Origin of the sequence: Pseudomonas bijieensis (genome assembly GCF_013347965.1) — a bacterium.
GTDB classification, from domain to species: Bacteria; Pseudomonadota; Gammaproteobacteria; order Pseudomonadales; family Pseudomonadaceae; genus Aquipseudomonas; species Aquipseudomonas bijieensis.
Genome location: NZ_CP048810.1, coordinates 2,747,009 through 2,762,195, shown reverse-complemented (window position 1 = coordinate 2,762,195; position 15,187 = coordinate 2,747,009). Strand labels below are relative to the sequence as shown.

The following is a 15,187-nucleotide window of genomic DNA, read 5'->3' as shown; positions in this document are numbered from 1 at the left end:
CCCTGGATCTGCCCGACAAGTTTCCTGTTATCGATAAGCGATGCCCGGTGTCGCCGTGCTGATGCGGGTGCCGGCCGTGCCCTGGACGATCGCGTCGATGTCCGAGAGTGAACCGATCACCGCGACCTTGCCAGTGTTGCGCGCAAACTCGCAGGCCGCTTGCACCTTCGGCCCCATGGAGCCGGCGGCGAAGCCGAGTTTTTCCATTTCGTCGGGGTGGGCCTGGGCGATGGCTTTCTGGGTTGGCTTGCCGAAGTCGATGAACGCGGCATTGACGTCGGTGGCGATCACCAGCAGATCGCTTTCCAGCTGCTCGGCCAGCAGCGCCGAGCACAGGTCCTTGTCGATCACCGCTTCCACGCCTTGCAGCTTGCCGTCGGCGTCATACATCGTCGGGATGCCGCCACCGCCGGCGCAGATCACGATGCTGCCCTTTTCCAGCAGCCATTTGATCGGGCGGATTTCAAAGATGCGCTTGGGCCTGGGGCTTGCGACCACGCGGCGGAACTTGTCGCCATCCGGGGCGATGGCCCAGCCTTTCTCGGCGGCCAGTTTTTCGGCTTCGACCTTGTCGTAGACTGGGCCGATTGGTTTGGTCGGGTTCTTGAAAGCCGGATCGTTGGCGTCGACTTCGACTTGGGTCAGCAGCGTTGCGAAGGGCACTTCGAAGTCCAGCAGGTTGCCCAATTCCTGTTCGATGATGTAGCCGATCATGCCTTCGGTTTCGGCGCCGAGCACGTCCAGCGGATACGGCGTGACCGAGGTGTAGGCTGCCGCCTGTAACGACAGCAGGCCGACCTGCGGGCCGTTGCCGTGGGCGATGACCAGTTGGTTGCCGGGGTGGATCTTCGCGATCTGTTCGGTCGCGGTACGGATATTGATGCGTTGGTTGTCTGCGGTCATGGGTTCACCCCGACGCAGGAGGGCGTTACCGCCCAGGGCAACGACGATGCGCATGATGCTGTCCTTTCAAAAATGGAACGAACAATGCGGTCCCCTGTGGAAGCTGGCCTGTGGGAGCAAGGCTTGCCCGCGATGCAAACACCTCGGTGTTAACTGATGGACCGGGGCGATGCCATCGCGGGCAAGCCTTGCTCCCACAACTGCATGAGGTTCTAGATATCCGCCAGCGCCGACACCAGGATCGCCTTGATGGTGTGCATGCGGTTTTCCGCCTGCTCGAAGGCGATGTTGGCCGGCGATTCGAAGACCTCTTCGGTCACTTCCACACCGTTGGCCAGGTTCGGATAGCGGGCGGCGATGTCCTTGCCAACCTTGGTTTCGCTGTTATGGAACGCCGGCAGGCAGTGCATGAATTTCACCCGCGGGTTGCCCGAGGCCTTCATCATTTGCGCGTTGACCTGGTAGGGCAGCAATTGCTCGATGCGCTCATCCCAGGCTTCCACTGGCTCGCCCATGGACACCCAGATGTCGGTGTGGATGAAGTCCACGCCCTTGACCGCTTCCTTCGGGTCCTCGGTGATGGTGATGCGCCCGCCACTTTCGGCGGCGAAGGCCTGGCACTGGTCGATGAAGTCCTGATGCGGCCAGAGTGCTTTCGGTGCGCCGATGCGTACGTCCATGCCCAGCTTGGCGCCGATCATCAGCAGCGAATTGCCCATGTTGTAGCGTGCGTCGCCCAGGTACGCGTAGCTGATGTCATGCAACGGCTTGTCGCTGTGCTCGCGCATGGTCAGGGTGTCGGCGATCATCTGGGTGGGGTGGAATTCGGCGGTCAGGCCGTTGAACACCGGCACCCCGGCGAACTTGGCCAGTTCCTCGACGATCTCCTGTTCGAAGCCACGGTATTCGATGGCGTCGAACATCCGCCCCAGCACCCGGGCGGTGTCTTTCATGCTTTCCTTGTGGCCGATCTGCGACGATACCGGGTCGATGTAGGTGACATGGGCGCCCTGGTCATGGGCCGCGACTTCGAAGGCGCAGCGGGTGCGGGTCGAGGTTTTCTCGAAGATCAGCGCGATGTTCTTGCCCTTGAGGTGCGGCTGTTCGGTGCCGGTGTACTTGGCACGCTTGAGGTCGCGGGACAGGTCCAGCAGATAGTGCAGCTCGCGATTGGTGTGGTGCATCAAGCTCAGCAGGCTGCGGTTGCGCATGTTGAAAGCCATGATTTGGATCTCCTTGGGTTCGGTTATCCCCTGGGCCGGTCTCTGCCGTGGGATGGAGAGCGGTGCCGGTCCAGGCTCAAAGATCAGTAGTCGATCGGGTCGCGGATGATCGGGCAGGTCATGCAGTGACCACCGCCCCGGCCCCGGCCCAGCTCGCTGGCGCTGATAGTGATGACTTCCACACCGGCCTTGCGCAGCAGGGTGTTGGTGTAGGTGTTGCGGTCGTAGCCGATCACCACGCCCGGCTCCACGGCCACCACGTTGTTGCCGTCGTCCCATTGCTCGCGCTCGGCGGCGAAGCTGTTACCGCCGGTTTCCACCACCCGCAGCGCTGGCAGCTTGAGGGCTGAGGCCACGGTGTCGAGGAAGCTGCCTTCTTCACGACGCACATCGATGCCGCCGGGCTTGCTTTCGTCGGGGCGCAGGGAGAAGGCGACGATCTGACTCACCACTTCCGGGAAAACCGTCACCAGGTCGCGATCGCAGAAGCTGAACACGGTGTCCAGGTGCATGGCGGCGCGGGATTTCGGCAAGCCGGCGACGATCACCCGTTCCACGGCCTTGTGCTTGAACAGGTTCAGCGCCAGTTGGCCGATGGCCTGGCGGGACGAACGTTCGCCCATGCCGATCAGCACCACGCCGTTGCCGATGGGCATCACGTCGCCGCCTTCGAGGGTCGCGTTGCCGTGATCCTGGTCCGGGTCGCCGTACCAGATCTGGAAGTCAGCCTGGGTGAACTCGGGGTGGAATTTGTAGATGGCGCTGGCCAGCAGGGTTTCCTGGCGGCGCGCCGGCCAGTACATCGGGTTCAGCGTCACGCCGCCGTAGATCCAGCAAGTGGTATCGCGGGTGAACTGGGTGTTGGGCAGCGGTGGCAGGATGAAGCTGGAGTGCCCGAGGAAGTCGCGGAACATCTGGATGGTCTTGCCACCGAAGCTGTCCGGCAGGTCATCGGCCGAGACGCCGCCGATCAGGAATTCGGCGATATGGCGTGGCTCCAGGCTGCGCAGCCACGAGCCGACTTCATTCACCAGGCCCAGGCCCACCGAGTTGGCGGTGATCTTGCGCTCCAGGATCCAGTCGAGGGCTTCGGGGATGGCGACGATGTCGGTCAGCAGGTTGTGCATTTCCAGTACGTCGATGTCACGCTCGCGCATCTTGGTGACGAAATCGAAATGGTCGCGCTTGGCCTGGTTGACCCAGATCACGTCATCGAACAGCAGCTCGTCACAGTTGTTCGGGGTCAACCGCTGATGGGCCAGGCCTGGGGAACACACCATGACTTTACGTAATTTACCGGCTTCGGAATGAACGCCGTATTTCACTTTTTCCGTGGTCATTACAAATCCTCCAGTTAAAACAATCAGCCAGCTACAAGGTCAGGAAGCCGTCGTAGAGCCCATAGGCAGCCACCAGGGCGCCTGCGATCACTGCGGCGAAAATCAGCTTCTCGACAGAGGTGAAAACCGGTTTGCCCAGCTCGTGCTTGGCTTTGGCGAACAGGATCGCGCCGGGGGCGTAGAGCAGGGCGGAGAGCAGCAAGTACTTGACCCCACCGGCATACAGCAACCACATCGCGTAAATCAGGGCGATGGCGCCGATGATCAGGTCCTTGCGGCGTTCGGCCAGGGCGTTTTCGTAGGTCTCGCCGCGTACCGCCAGCAGCACTGCGTAAGCCGCCGACCACAGGTAGGGCACCAGGATCATCGAGGTGGCGAGATAGATCAGAGACAGGTAAGTGCTGGCCGAGAACAGGGTGATGACCAAAAACAGCTGGACCATCGCATTGGTCAGCCACAGGGCGTTGGCCGGTACGTGGTTGGCGTTCTCCCGGCGCAGGAACTCGGGCATGGTGTGGTCCTTGGCGGCGGCGAACATGATCTCGGCGCACAGCAACACCCAGGACAGCAGGGCGCCGAGCAGCGAGATGATCAGGCCGACGCTGATCAGCACCGCGCCCCAGTGCCCCACCACATGCTCCAGCACGGCGGCCATGGACGGGTTCTGCAATTTTGCCAATTCAGGCTGGGTCATGATGCCCAGGGACAATACGTTCACCAGCACCAGGAACAGCAGCACGGTGATGAAACCGATCACGGTGGCCTTGCCCACGTCGGTACGTTTCTCGGCCCGGGCGGAAAAAATACTCGCACCTTCGATGCCGATGAACACCCACACGGTGACCAGCATCATGTTGCGCACCTGGTTCATCACACTGCCCAGATCCGGGTTCTTCAGGCCCCAGATGTCGGCGGTGAAAATATCGAGCTTGAAGGCGAACACCGCGATCAGCACGAACAGCACCAGCGGTACGATCTTGGCGACGGTGGTCACCAGGTTGATGAACGCCGCTTCCTTGATGCCGCGCAGCACCAGCCAATGCACCGCCCATAACAACACCGAGGCGCCAATCACCGCGGCGACAGTGTTGCCCTCACCAAAAATCGGGAAGAAGTAGCCCAGGGTGCTGAACAACAGGACGAAGTAACCGACGTTGCCCAACCAGGCGCTGATCCAGTAGCCCCAGGCCGACGAGAAACCCATGTAGTCGCCAAAACCGGCCTTGGCATAGGCATACACACCGCTGTCCAGATCGGGTTTGCGGTTAGCCAGGGTCTGGAACACGAAAGCCAGGGTCAGCATGCCGACGGCGGTGATGGCCCAGCCGATCAGCACCGCACCGACATCGGCACTGGCCGCCATGTTTTGTGGCAAGGAAAAGATCCCGCCACCGATCATCGAGCCGACCACCAGTGCAACCAATGCACCCAATCGAAGTTTTGCGGGGGTATCAGACATTTGCGAGACTCCAGCGCAGGAGAAGAGAGTCAACAGACTAAGTCGATTTGAAAGTTGAATAGCTGATCTGGATCAGTGCATGGCAACATTCCATTGTTAATGAAGAAGTTAACAGCGTCCGTGGGTGTCTATAGTGCTTGGAAGGCCCGTTTCGTGCGGCTTCGGCGAGGGTGTTGGAAGTTTTCCTCGCCTTGGGATTATTCACGCTAGTTGATTTTCACTGAGTCGCAACTATTTTGTAGGCTGCCTGCATGACAGAAATAATCGTGCCGCATGGTCTTTTAAATTAACGTCTTGGATAATGGACAGGACATAAACTTTTGGACTTTGCGGGGGTGACGTTATTCAAAAACGTTATGTCGCTTTATTTACTTATTTAATAGTGAGAGAACATGTCGCAGCCGATTGAAAAGTTGCCACTTGGCGCCCTGGTCGCCCTGGTGGTGGGGTCGATGATCGGAGGTGGGATCTTTTCCCTGCCGCAAAACATGGCGGCTCGGGCCGACGTCGGTGCGGTGCTGATCGGCTGGGCCATTACCGCCGTCGGCATGCTGACCCTGGCCTTCGTGTTCCAGACCCTGGCCAACCGCAAGCCGGAATTGGACTCGGGCGTGTATGCCTATGCCAAGGCCGGGTTCGGTGACTACATGGGCTTCTCGTCCGCCTGGGGCTACTGGATCAGCGCCTGGATGGGCAACGTCGGTTACTTCGTATTGTTGTTCAGTACCTTGGGCTATTTCTTCCCGGTGTTCGGTCAAGGCAATACGCCGGTGGCTATCGGGTGTGCATCGTTGCTGCTGTGGGCGGTGCATTTCCTGGTGCTGCGTGGGATCAAGGAGGCGGCGTTCATCAACCTGGTGACCACTGTGGCCAAGGTCGTGCCGCTGTTGATGTTCATCGTCATGGCCGCCGTGGCCTTCAAGGCAGAGATTTTCACCCGCGATATCTGGGGCGTGCTGAGCCCGGACCTGGGCAGTGTGATGGACCAGGTGCGGCACATGATGCTGGTCACGGTGTTCGTGTTCATCGGCATCGAAGGCGCCAGCGTGTATTCGGCACGGGCAGAAAAACGTGCGGACGTAGGGCGTGCGACGGTGATCGGGTTCCTCGGGGTATTGGCGCTGCTGGTACTGGTGAATGTGTTGTCCCTGGGGGTCATGAGCCAGCCTGAACTGGCGCAGTTGCAGAACCCGTCCCTGGCTGGCGTCCTGGAGCACATTGTCGGGCCGTGGGGCGCCTTGCTGATCAGTGTCGGATTGGCGGTGTCACTGCTCGGCGCTCTACTGTCCTGGGCGTTGCTGTGCGCGGAAATTCTCTACGCCACCGCCCGGGACAAGACCATGCCCGCGTTCCTGACCAAGGAGAATGCCAACCATGCTCCGGTCAATGCGCTGTGGCTGACCAATGGCATGATCCAGCTGTTTTTGTTGATCACCCTGTTTTCCGCAGGCACCTACACCAGCCTGATCTATCTCGCCTCGTCGATGATCCTGGTGCCGTACCTATGGTCGGCGGCTTATGCGGTGCTGCTGTGCGCCCGCGGGGAAACCTATGAACAGGCCTCGGCCCGGCGCATGAAAGACCTGTGCATCGGTGGCGTCGCGCTGTGTTATGCGGTGTGGCTGCTGTATGCCGGAGGGGGTGAAATACCTGCTGCTGTCGGCGCTGTTGTATGCGCCGGGGGTGATCCTGTTTGCCCAGGCCAAGCGTGAGCAGCGGCAGCCGTTGTTCACTCACGTGGAGAAGGGCGTCTTTGCGTGTGTGATGTCCGGGGCGGGCTTGGCGGCTTATGGGTTGTACAGTGGGTTTTTGACACTGTGAGGCGAAGGTCACCTTTGCGGCGGGTTAGAGGCGGCCGTTGTGGCGAGGGGATTTATCCCCGTTGGGGCGCGAAGCGGCCCTGAAACCTGGCGCCTCGGTGTGCCAGGAAAATCACTAACCTGCTCTTGGGGGGCCGCTTCGCGCCCCAGCGGGGATAAATCCCCTCGCCACAATGTCTTGCTCGCGTTGGCGGCTATCACCACTGCGCGCGATGTGCACCCAGTTCAGCCGCCGGCAAGGTCCATTGCAGCGGTGTCCCGGTAATTTTCAAGGGCACCTGCAGGCGATGGGCCGGTCCCCAGGGGGTCTGCTCGACCAGCAGTCCCTGATCATCGGCGGCCTCGGCGCGCAATGGGGTCGAGTCCCCCTGCGCCACGCTCGATCAACAGCTTCGCCGTACGCGCCAGTGACAAGCGTGCCGAGCCGCCGTGACCGCTTGCCAGGCACCGGGACAACAACACCAGGACGCTGGCCGCCAGCAGATAGCCGGTGCCGTGATCCAGCGCTTGCACCGGCAGCGGTGTCGGTTTGTCGGTGTGTTTCCAGCCCATGCCGGCGTCGGCAATGCCGCTGCTCATCTGCACCAGACTGTCGAAGCCGCGCCGGTTCTGCCACGGGCCGCTCCAGCCGTAGGCGTTGAGGCTGACGTCGATCAGGCCCGAGGCTATCTGCCGGCGCTGCTCGGCGCCATAGCCCAGGCGTTCCAGGGCGTCGGCACGGTAGCCGTGCAGGAGGATGTCGGTGTCCTTGAGCAGAGCCTCAAATGCCACGCGATCTTCAGCTTGGTGCAAATCCAGGCGAGCGCAGCGTTTGCCGAGGGTGACTTCCGGCACTACGCCGGGTTCGTTCCAGGTCGGTGGGTCGATGCGCAGCACGTCGGCCCCCAGGCCGGCGAGGAAGCGGCTGGCGACGGGGCCGGCCAGTACGCGGGTCAGGTCCAGTACCTTGAGGCCCGCCAGTGGCTGGGTCACGGAGCCGAGCCAGGGCTTGCGCTGCTCTCCAGGCTTTTCACTCAGGTGCACCAGCGGCTCGGCATTGACTGCCAGGCCTTGAGGATGGGTTTGCCATGCCTGCCATGAACGCATCTCGGCGGCGCAACCGCCCGCGTCGACCACCGCCTGCTCCAGCTCGGCCTTGTTCCAGCGGGCCACCCTGGCCGCCATGTCGGCGCGGTCGGTGCAGGTACCGAGGACTTTTTCTGCGGCAAGGCGATGATGTGGCGCGTTGGTGTGCAGGCGAATCCAGCCGTCGGCGCTGGCATAGTCGCCGGCCACCGGGTCCCACATCGGCGGCACGCTCCAGCCGACGGGGCGCAGGGAGGTGGAGAACCAGAACGACGCCAGGCGCCGATCGACCTCCACAGGCGGCAGGCGGCCGGTTTGTTGGTGGATGAGCTCGGCGGCGGCCTGGCCGGCCGCGGCGATGCTGGCGCAAGCCAGCTCCGTGACGGCGAACGCCGAGGGCAGGGCACCGTCGCCGGTGAAGTTGATCGGGGTCGTGGGCAAACCAAGCGCGGCTTGCATGGACGTGAGCAGATCTGACATCGAAAGCCCTCCGGTACGAGAGGGCGATCATAGTTCAAAATCCCGTTGGGGGCTGCTTTGCGGCCCAGCGGGAACAAGTGCCCTGTACCTGTTCCGGTCGCGACCAGATCCACAGGTTGCCCAGGCCCATGGCCATGAGTGCCAGATAAACCGGCCAGCCGTGGTCAAGCATCACCAGCATCAGTCCGGCGCAGAACAGCATGCTGGCGGTGGCACCGAGCTTGGCCCGGCGCGGGATGATTTTTCCGTTGCGCCAGTTGTGCAGCATCGGCCCGAACAACCGATGGTTCTCCAGCCAGGCGCTCAGGCGCGGCGAACTGCGGGTTGCGGCCCAGGCGGCCAACAGGATGAACTCGGTCGTCGGCAGGCCGGGCACGACGATGGCGACCAGGCCGATGGCCAGGCTGGTGTAGGCGAGCAGGGCGAAGAGCAGTCGGGTGAGTTTCGTGGGACGGTTCATCAGTATCTTTCACGCATACGCATGTCCTCGTGGGAGCGAGCCTGCTCGCGATAGCGGTGTGTCAGGCGCCATCATTGGAGCTGACACACTGCAATCGCGAGCAGGCTCGCTCCCACAAGGGACAGCGGTGAATTTTCAGGCCAACTCGACCGCATAGGCATGCTCTAGCAACACCGTAAAGCGGTTGAAGGCATCCAGCGCGCCTTGGTCCGCCTCGGCTTCCTGCTGCTCGGTGAAGGCCAGGCCATCGAGGGTGCGGGTGAAGGTTTTCCAGCCTTCGGCGCGCCCGCCAGCGGGTTCCGCCAGGTGCCGGGCGCCGAAGGTTTCGCTCAGCCCCAGGCCCACGGCACGCTTGATCAAGAATGCGGCGCCGAGCTTGGAGCCTTCGGAGACGAACAGCCAGCCCAGGGCTTCGGCCTGGGTCGGGTTTTTCACCGCTCCGGTCACTGGCGTGGGGACTTCGGTGTCCAGGTCTGCCAGATCCGCCTTGGCCGCTTCTGCCCGGCAACGGGCCGGCAGGTCGGGGATCAGGGTGGACAGTTCGGCATCGTTGTACAGCGCCATCAGTTCCGATTGGAACAGGTACTGGGCTACGACGAAGCGGGCGAAGCTGGCCGGGGTTTCGAAGGGGGCGTGGGCCTTGACCAGTGCGTCGAGCTTGCTGTGGGGCTCGTGGGTGATCTGGTTCAGGCGTTGGGAGCGTGAAGTGGGATGTTGTGTGGTCATGGAAACTCCTTCGAATTAGAACGGTGTGGCGAGGGGCTGTGGGAGCAAAGCTTGCTCGCGAACAGGCGCCTCGATCTCTGGAAAGACCGCATGGCCTTCATCGCGGGCAAGCCTTGCTCCCACATGACCCTCCTCACTACGGGTATTTGTTTGGCCTGGGCAACCGAGTCAGATATCCCAGATCAGGTTCACCGCGAAGTTACGCCCGGGCGCCGTCAGGCGATCGAGGTTGGCGGGGTTCAGCACCGCCGCTTCGCCGACGCTGTCGTAGCCGCGCACGTCATCCCACAGCCAGTACTTCTTGTCGGTGAGGTTGTAGAGACCGCCGCTGACGGTGATGTCGTCGGTCACCTTGTAGAAGCCGCTCAGGTCGAGAATGCCGAAACCCGGGGTCTTGAACTGGCTGCTCACGCCATCGGGCGAGTTGAAGTTGCTGTCGTCGACGCGGTCCTTTTTCTTGACCAGAGTCCAGCTGAGCAAGGTGCCGTAGTGGTCCTGGTCGTAACCCAGGCCGAACACGCCGGTCAGCGGGTTGACGCTGTTGAGCGGTTCGCCGGTGTCGGCGTTGCGTCCGTAGGCGTAAGCCACCGAGCCTTGGGTGTACAGGCCCTTTGGCGCGCCCAGCACGTCCAGTTCCAGGCGTCCCCTGGCTTCGACGCCCTTGATGGTGGCGTGCTTGATGTTGTTGCTCTGGAAGGTCAACTGGTTGGCGCCGGGGGTGATGGCGTCCTCGTTGATGAAGTCGCGGTACTTGTTGTAGAACACCGCCACGTCGAACGAGCCGGCGTCGAAACGGCCGCGCAGGCCAGTCTCGTAGCTTTTGCTTTTTTCCGGCTCCAGGTCGGGGTTGGGCTCCACGCTGTAGCCAGCGCCGGGGTTGTCGAAACGCCCGTACAAGGCCTTGGCGGTCGGGGTGCGGAAACCCTCGGCGTACTGACCGTACCAGGTGTACTGGTCGGTCAGGGCATAGGTCATGCCGAACTTGGGCGAGACGCGGTGCCAGGTCTTGTTCTTGTCGCTGACTTCACCGCCACTGGTTGGGTCCACGGTGTTGAGGAACTCCTCGGTCAGGTGGGGTTTGAGGCGGGTGTAGTCGTAGCGCAGGCCGGGTGTGAAGGTCCAGCGGTCCCAACTGATCTGGTCCTGGGCGAACAGGCTGTAGGTGTCGATGGTCGGATCCGGGAAATCACTGGCTTTTGCCAGCACGTCCCGGGTGCTGATGGCGCCCACTGCTGAACAACCCACGCCAACCGCCAGGCACACGCCATTGCCACTGCGCGAACCGGTGACTTTCTGTTGCTTGATCGTGGTGCCGTAGGTCAGGGCGTGATCGGTGTCGGCGACGTTGAAGGCCTTGTCCAGTTGCGCGTCGAAGACCCACTGTTTTTCTTCGTAGAGGGTGTCCCGGGTGCGCAGCACCTGGCGGGTGATGGGGAAGTAGAACTCGGCGGTGCTCTGGTCGGTCTTGGCGATCTGGTGGTTCAGGCTCCACTTGACGTGGTCGGCCAGCAGGCTGTCGAGGGCGAAGCTGTGCTCCAGGCCGAAACGCTCGCGGCTGATGGTGTCGTTGCCGGTGCGCCACTGGTACATGCCGCCGGGCAGCATGGAGGTGGGGATTGTGGGGCGGCCGTTGGAGTAGGGGCCGCCATAGGCGCTTTTCAGATCGGTGTCGCGGTCGTCCTTGTATTTCTCGTAGACCAGGCCCAGGCGCGCGTCGTCGTTGTAGTTCCAGCCGAGCTTGGCCAGCACGTTGTTGGCGCGCACGTCTTCCGGGTTGGCGGCGGTACGGTCCAGGCCGGTGCCGTTGTGGCTGCCGTAGGATTCGGTTTCGTGACCGTCGCGTTGGCTGTAGTGCAACAGGCCGTCGAACGGCCCGCTGCGACCGGCGACGGTGGCGGACTTGAGCCAGCTCTCGTCGGCGGAGCTGTAGCCGGTCTTCAGGCGAGCGCCAACGTCCTGGCCTGGTTTGATGATGTCATCCGGATCGAGGGTGAAGTAGCTGACGGCACCGCCAATGGCATTGCTGCCGTACAGCACCGAGGCCGGGCCGCGCAGGATTTCCACACGCTTGACGATTTCCGGGTCGACGTAGTTGCGCTGGGTCTTGGCATAGGGACCGTTGAAAAAACCATCGGGTACTTCCACGCCGTCGACCTGGGTCAGGATCCGGTTGCCGTCGATGCCGCGGATGTTGTAGCCGCTGATGCCGCCGCGCTGGCCCGCGCCGCCCACCGATACGCCCGGTTCATAGCGCACCAGGTCTTTGAGGGTGTTGACGTTGTTGCGGTCCAGTTCCTGGCGGTCGTGGACAGTGACCGTGCTCGGTACGCTGGTGATGTCCTGTTCCTGGCGGGTGGCGCTGATGGTTACCTGTTGCAACTCCAGCGTGCTGCCGGTACTGCGCTTTTGCAGGATGATGCTGTTGTCGCCCAGCTTGCGGTAGCTCAGGTTGGTCCCCACCAACAGGCGCTCCAGGGCTTTGTCTGGTGGCAGCGAGCCGCTCACCCCTGGCGAGGCGACGCCTTCGGCCAGTTCCGCCGGCATGCCGACTTGCCAGCCTGTGATAGCGGTGAATGCATTCAGGGCCGAGACCAATGGCTGCCGGGCAATGGCAAAGGTGTAGTCGCCCGTGTTGCGTGCAGGGGGTTGCACCGTGGCGGCGGCCAGGGCGAGCGGTGCGGTGCCGGCTATCAGGATGGCGGCGGTGAGCAGTGACAACGTGCAAGAGGGGGCAAGAAACCGGCAAGTAAGGCGAGAGGACATCGATAGCGCTCCGTGTCGCATCTGTTATAGGTGCAGACTCACATCCGTGGATGCGAATCAATTGCATTGGCTATAACGAGACGAACCAGCGAAGCCTATCGAGTAAAAATAATTCTCATTCAGTTCAGGATCACCAGCGCCGGGAACTCCTGGAGCCGCGCCGAGGTGATATGGGCCAGCGAGCGGACCACGTCCAACGGCTGGTCGAGGCGGTAATTGCCGGTCACGGCAACGTTGGCCAACTGTTCGTTGCTGTTGATGATCCAGCCGGGGTAGTAACGGCGCAGCTCGGCCAGTACCTGGCTCAGTGGCCGGTTCTCGAACACCAGCCGACCCTGGACCCAGGCCAGGTCCGTGTTGGCATCGAGCCGGGCCGGGCGGTCGAAGCCGTTGGGACCTATGCGGATGCTTTCGCCAGCGGACAGCCGTACATGGGTGTCGTTGCGGTTGGCCCGCAGGTCCACATCGCCGCGCTGAACCTGGACCTGGGCCACGCCGTCGAGGTAACGCACGGCGAAGGTGGTGTCGCTGACGCTGGCCGTGACGGGGCCGGCATCGATTTGCAGCGGCAAGTTGCGGTTGCCCGGCACTTCGAAAAACGCCTCGCCCTTGTACAGGCGCGCCACGTGCCGTTGTTCATTGAACGTGCTGGAGAAGGCCGAGTCGGTGTTGAGCAGGACCTGGGAGCCGTCCTCCAATTGCAGGCGCTGGCGCTCACCGACCACGGTCAGGTGGTCGGCCTGCAAGCGCAGGGGCAGGTCGCTGAAATTGAACAGGCCGAGAAGCAGCACGGCGGCGGTGGCCAGGGGCTTCCAGTGGGCACGCAGGCGCGACAGCGCGGTGACCCTGGGCGTGGCGTCGAGTCGACGGGCACTTTCCATCACCTGCGGGCCGTTCCAGATCGCCTGGGCCCGGGCGAACGCCTCGCCATGGCGTGGATCGGCCGCCAGCCAGGCGTGGAACTGCCGCGTCTGTTCCTCGCTGGGGTTGTCCAGCAGGATCAGCCAGTCCAGCGCCTGTTCCATGGCATGGGCGGTTTCCTGCGTCGCAGTCGGCTCAGCAGAGCGGTGATTGTCCGTCACAGTGGGATCTCGGTATTAGCGGCACGGGCCCAAGCTACAAGTTGGACGCAGCAAGTGGCAAGTCTGTAGGCAGTTCATGGCCTGAAGCGTGAGGCAGGTCACTGCTCACCGTGGCTGCGTTCCGCCACACCCACACAGATCGCCATGATCAGTTTCAGTTCCTTTTGCACGGTACTCAGGGACACGCCCAGCCGTTCGGCGATTTCCTGATAACTGTGGCCATGCAGGCGGCTGAGGATGAAGATCTGCTGCTGTCGCGAGCTCAGGGCCTGCAGGCTGACATTCAGGCGCTCGAGCAGTTGCTGGGCGTGGGCGGCGTCCTCGGCACTGCTCTGGGGGGCGACGACGTTGTGGACGACTTCCAGCGGCACGTCATCGAGCAAGGTCCGTGACTGGATACGCCGGGCACGCAGATGGTCCCGCGCCAGGTTGCGGGCGGTCTGGAAAACAAAGGGTTCGAGGTGTTCGACCGTGCGTTCGCCCAGTGCGCGGGTCACGCGCAGGTAGGTTTCCTGAAGCAGGTCTTCGGCGGTGCTGGGGTTGCTGACCATGCGCTCAAGGGTGCGCAGCAGCGGCGTGCGCTGGGCGAGGAAGACGTGATGAAAGCGCGATTGACTCACGGTAGGGCCCGATCCGGTTTGAGTAGATGATAATGCTTATCATCTACGGAGCGGGTCAAGCGTTCATTCATTGGCGCCGAAGCAAATGTGGGGAGCGAGCCTGCTCGCGATAGCGTCGTATCAGCCAGCACAGTGTTGACTGATAGACCGCTATCGCGAGCAGGCTCGCTCCCACACTACAAGGCGCGGCCGGCTCTGCGAGGATTACTCGGCGTTACACAACGCCAGGCAGTTATCGAGCATGCGGTTGGAGAAGCCCCATTCGTTGTCATACCAGGCCAGTACCTTGAGCAGCTTGCCGCTGACCTTGGTGTGGTTGGCGTCGAAGATCGACGACAGCGGGTTGTGGTTGAAGTCACTGGAGACCAGCGGCAGGGTGTTGTAGCCGAGGATCTTGGAATGCTGGCTGGCGTGGCGCAGCAGTTCGTTGACGTCTTCGGCCGATGCTTCGCGCTTGAGCTGCACGGTGAGGTCGACCAGGGACACGTTGATCACCGGTACACGTACCGCCATGCCGGTCAACTTGCCCGCCAGTTCCGGCAGCACCAGGCCCACCGCTTCGGCGGCGCCGGTCTTGCTCGGGATCATGTTCTGGGTGGCCGAACGGGCGCGGTACGGGTCGCTGTGGTAGACGTCGGTCAGGTTCTGGTCGTTGGTGTAGGCATGAATGGTGGTCATCAGGCCGCTTTCGATGCCCAGTTCGCGGTGCAGCACCTGGGCCACCGGGGCCAGGCAGTTGGTGGTGCACGAAGCGTTGGAGATGATCTGGTGGGACTGGCGCAGGATGTCGTGGTTCACGCCATACACCACGGTGGCATCGGCGCCCTTGGCCGGGGCCGAGATGATCACCTTGCGCGCGCCGGCGCTGATATGGGCCGCCGCTTTGGAACGATCGGTGAACAGGCCGGTGCATTCGAACACAACGTCGATTTTTTCAGCGGCCCAAGGCAGTTCGGCCGGGTTGCGGATGGCGCTGACCGAGATGCGGTCGCCATTGACCGTCAGGCTTTCGTGATCATGCTGTACCTCGGCATCGAAGGTGCCGTGGACGGTGTCGAACTTGAGCAGATGGGCATTGATCGCACTGTCGCCCAGATCGTTGATGGCGACGATCTGCAAGTCGCGACGATAGCCTTGGGTATACAGTGCTCGGAGGACGTTGCGGCCGATGCGGCCAAAACCATTGATTGCGATTCGAAGAGTCATTAACTGCGCCGCCGTCGATTTGTTGTTGGAATTACAAGAT

10 protein-coding genes and 2 pseudogenes are annotated in these 15,187 nt (G+C 62.3%); 1 reads left to right on the top strand and 11 read right to left on the bottom strand.

Annotation, left to right across the window (positions count from 1 at the left end; translation table 11 throughout):
* Positions 1-27: 27 nt before the first annotated feature.
* The 4 genes from arcC to arcD (GN234_RS11955) form a co-directional block, all read right to left on the bottom strand.
* Entirely contained in the window at positions 28-957 is a 930-nt protein-coding gene (gene arcC / locus GN234_RS11970; protein ID WP_163855085.1) for a carbamate kinase, read from the bottom strand.
* Between the two features lie 158 nt (positions 958-1,115).
* Positions 1,116-2,126, bottom strand: coding sequence for an ornithine carbamoyltransferase (locus GN234_RS11965; RefSeq protein WP_092166001.1), 1,011 nt, complete (start codon positions 2,124-2,126; stop codon positions 1,116-1,118).
* Between the two features lie 83 nt (positions 2,127-2,209).
* Entirely contained in the window at positions 2,210-3,466 is a 1,257-nt protein-coding gene (gene arcA, locus GN234_RS11960; RefSeq protein ID WP_134923084.1) for an arginine deiminase, read from the bottom strand.
* A gap of 31 nt (positions 3,467-3,497) precedes the next feature.
* Positions 3,498-4,925, bottom strand: coding sequence for an arginine-ornithine antiporter (gene arcD / locus GN234_RS11955; RefSeq protein WP_116831614.1), 1,428 nt, complete (start codon positions 4,923-4,925; stop codon positions 3,498-3,500).
* 392 nt (positions 4,926-5,317) lie between these two features.
* On the opposite strand from arcD (GN234_RS11955), the pseudogene arcD (GN234_RS11950) reads away from it, so the two are divergent.
* Positions 5,318-6,746: pseudogene (arcD, locus tag GN234_RS11950) on the top strand (arginine-ornithine antiporter).
* Positions 6,747-6,942: 196 nt separating this feature from the next.
* On the opposite strand, the pseudogene GN234_RS11945 reads toward arcD (GN234_RS11950), so the two are convergent.
* The 7 genes and pseudogenes from GN234_RS11945 to gap all read right to left on the bottom strand — a co-directional run bounded on the left by GN234_RS11945 (position 6,943) and on the right by gap (position 15,147).
* Positions 6,943-8,290: pseudogene (locus tag GN234_RS11945) on the bottom strand (CoA transferase).
* Between the two features lie 34 nt (positions 8,291-8,324).
* Positions 8,325-8,750: a YbaN family protein gene (locus GN234_RS11940; RefSeq protein ID WP_176688520.1), complete on the bottom strand. Its 426-nt coding sequence runs from the start codon at positions 8,748-8,750 to the stop codon at positions 8,325-8,327.
* Between the two features lie 135 nt (positions 8,751-8,885).
* Positions 8,886-9,476, bottom strand: coding sequence for a biliverdin-producing heme oxygenase (locus tag GN234_RS11935; RefSeq protein WP_176688519.1), 591 nt, complete (start codon positions 9,474-9,476; stop codon positions 8,886-8,888).
* 168 nt (positions 9,477-9,644) lie between these two features.
* Entirely contained in the window at positions 9,645-12,239 is a 2,595-nt protein-coding gene (locus GN234_RS11930) for a TonB-dependent receptor (RefSeq protein WP_176688518.1), read from the bottom strand.
* Positions 12,240-12,358: 119 nt separating this feature from the next.
* Positions 12,359-13,321, bottom strand: coding sequence for a FecR family protein (locus tag GN234_RS11925; RefSeq protein ID WP_116831619.1), 963 nt, complete (start codon positions 13,319-13,321; stop codon positions 12,359-12,361).
* 98 nt (positions 13,322-13,419) lie between these two features.
* Positions 13,420-13,941, bottom strand: a complete 522-nt coding sequence (locus GN234_RS11920; RefSeq protein WP_109755738.1) for an RNA polymerase sigma factor — start codon at positions 13,939-13,941, stop codon at positions 13,420-13,422.
* Positions 13,942-14,145: 204 nt separating this feature from the next.
* Positions 14,146-15,147: a type I glyceraldehyde-3-phosphate dehydrogenase gene (gene gap, locus GN234_RS11915; RefSeq protein ID WP_109755739.1), complete on the bottom strand. Its 1,002-nt coding sequence runs from the start codon at positions 15,145-15,147 to the stop codon at positions 14,146-14,148.
* Between the last annotated feature and the right edge of the window lie 40 nt (positions 15,148-15,187).

Excerpts from the sequence above, each read along its gene's own strand:
- arcC (WP_163855085.1), bottom strand. The coding sequence starts at position 957 with ATGCGCATCGTCGTTGCCCTGGGCGGTAACGCCCTCCTGCGTCGGGGT.
- GN234_RS11965 (WP_092166001.1), bottom strand. The coding sequence starts at position 2,126 with ATGGCTTTCAACATGCGCAACCGCAGCCTGCTGAGCTTGATGCACCAC.
- arcA (WP_134923084.1), bottom strand. The coding sequence starts at position 3,466 with ATGACCACGGAAAAAGTGAAATACGGCGTTCATTCCGAAGCCGGTAAA.
- arcD (WP_116831614.1), bottom strand. The coding sequence starts at position 4,925 with ATGTCTGATACCCCCGCAAAACTTCGATTGGGTGCATTGGTTGCACTG.
- GN234_RS11940 (WP_176688520.1), bottom strand. The coding sequence starts at position 8,750 with ATGAACCGTCCCACGAAACTCACCCGACTGCTCTTCGCCCTGCTCGCC.
- GN234_RS11935 (WP_176688519.1), bottom strand. The coding sequence starts at position 9,476 with ATGACCACACAACATCCCACTTCACGCTCCCAACGCCTGAACCAGATC.
- GN234_RS11930 (WP_176688518.1), bottom strand. The coding sequence starts at position 12,239 with ATGTCCTCTCGCCTTACTTGCCGGTTTCTTGCCCCCTCTTGCACGTTG.
- gap (WP_109755739.1), bottom strand. The coding sequence starts at position 15,147 with ATGACTCTTCGAATCGCAATCAATGGTTTTGGCCGCATCGGCCGCAAC.